Here is a 1,779-nt window from a genome sequence, read left to right as displayed (position 1 = left end):
CCCCACCCCATGCATTCCCTCTTCGCGTCGCGCCCAGGCTTCATCGGCGCGCTCACCTGCGTCCTGCTCACCGGCTGCGTCGCACCCTCCGGCGCCCCCGAGCCCACCGAAGCGCCCACAGCCATCACCACCGTGCGCCAGGCGCTCGCGTGCAGCGGCGGCGGCAGCATCGACCAGCACGCCGCGCAGTGCGACGGCACGGGGAAGCTCCTGTCCTGGGCGCCGCCCACGAACCCGGGCAGCTCCGCCGCGTATGACTACGTGCTGGACCTGAACCAGAACTACCTGCTGGCACTCCCCAACCTGTCCAACCTCACGAACCCGTCGGTGGCGAAGCCCGCCTACTACGCGCACTCGTACCTGTGCAGCGGCACGGCCCCCGGGTGCTCTCCCGCGGGCCAGCCGGTGGGCTGGCCGCACAACCCCGCCGGCCTGAACGCGATGCTCATCGAGTCCGGCCTCGCGTACTCGCCCTACAAGGACGACCCGCGCCTGCGCAACGCCGCGCTGGCGCTGCTGGACTGGCACCTGGCGCACGGCATGACGGCCGTGGGCGACCACTGGTCGCAGGTGCCCTATGCGAGCGGCGCCAGCGGCACGCTGACGTATGCCGGCGCGCAGGCGGGCGGTTCGGTGGGCGTGGGCGATGGCGTGGGCTACCTCCAGCCGGAGAAGGTGGGCGCGCTCGCGTGGGCCGCCGTCCAGGCCTTCAAGTTCAATGGCAACACGGCCTATCGAGACATGGCCATCAACGCGGCCAACCAGCTCACCAGCCACCTGCGCACGCCGACCGCCACCGTGTCGCCGTGGCCGTACCGCGTGCGGGCCTCCGACAACGCCGTGCGCACCGGCGCGAACATCGTGGACAACTACGCGTCCAACGTCGTGGAGCCCCTCAAGCTGTTCCAGGAGCTCATCAAGCTGGGACAGGCGGGCACGCTGAACGGCGCGCCCGGCTACAGCAGCACGCAGCTGGCCCAATGGCAGAGCACCCAAGCCACCGTCCTTGCGTGGCTCTTGGGCAGCAACGGCCCCATCGCGACGCAGAACTGGACCCAGTACTTCGAGGACGTGGGCTCGGACGCCACCAACAACCTGAACCAGCTGGTGCCCGGGGAGACGGCCAAGTTCCTGATGGACAACCCCGGCCTGGACCCGAGCTGGCAGGCGCACGTGCAGAACATCATCGCCTTCATCGAGACGAACTTCGGGGACACGCTCGAGTTCGGCGCGCGCCCCATCAAGGAGCAGTACGCCTTCCACTACAAGATGGGCAGCCACACCTCGCGCTACGCCGCCGTCAACGCGCGCTACGCGGAGCTCACCGGCGATGCGGCCGCGAAGGACAAGGCCTTCCGCGCGTTCAACTGGGCCACGTACATGGTGCGCAACAGCGGGCTGACCATCGACGGGCCCTATCCCAACAACGTCTGGTTCACGGATGGCTGGGGTGACTTCATCCGCCACTTCGTCATCGGCATGGGCGCGCAGCCGGACTGGGCGCCCGCCGGACAGAACCACCTGCTGCGCTCCACCTCCGTGGTGAAGAGCGTCACCTACGGGCCCGGCAACGAGGTCCGCTACACCACCTACGACGCCAGCGCGACGGAGGTGCTGCGCCTCGCCTTCGTGCCCTCGACGGTGACGGCGGGCGGCACCGCCCTGTCGCAGCGCACGGACCTGGCCGCGGACGGGTGGACCTTCGACACCGGCAACAACGCGCTCCGCATCCGCCACTCGACCAGCGGGGTCATCGTCATCACCGGGGCGCCCCCCACC

General features: G+C 69.9%; 1 protein-coding gene. It reads left to right on the top strand.

Annotation, left to right across the window (positions count from 1 at the left end; genetic code table 11):
• Positions 1-1,779, top strand: a 1,779-nt coding sequence (locus tag D7V93_RS45635) for a hypothetical protein (protein ID WP_158623983.1), incomplete at both ends; no start/stop codon positions are given.

The sequence above is a fragment of the Corallococcus llansteffanensis genome, from assembly GCF_003612055.1.
GTDB classification, from domain to species: domain Bacteria; phylum Myxococcota; class Myxococcia; order Myxococcales; family Myxococcaceae; genus Corallococcus; species Corallococcus llansteffanensis.
Note: the sequence above shows the minus strand (reverse complement) of the source record. Positions and strands in the feature narration are given on the sequence as shown.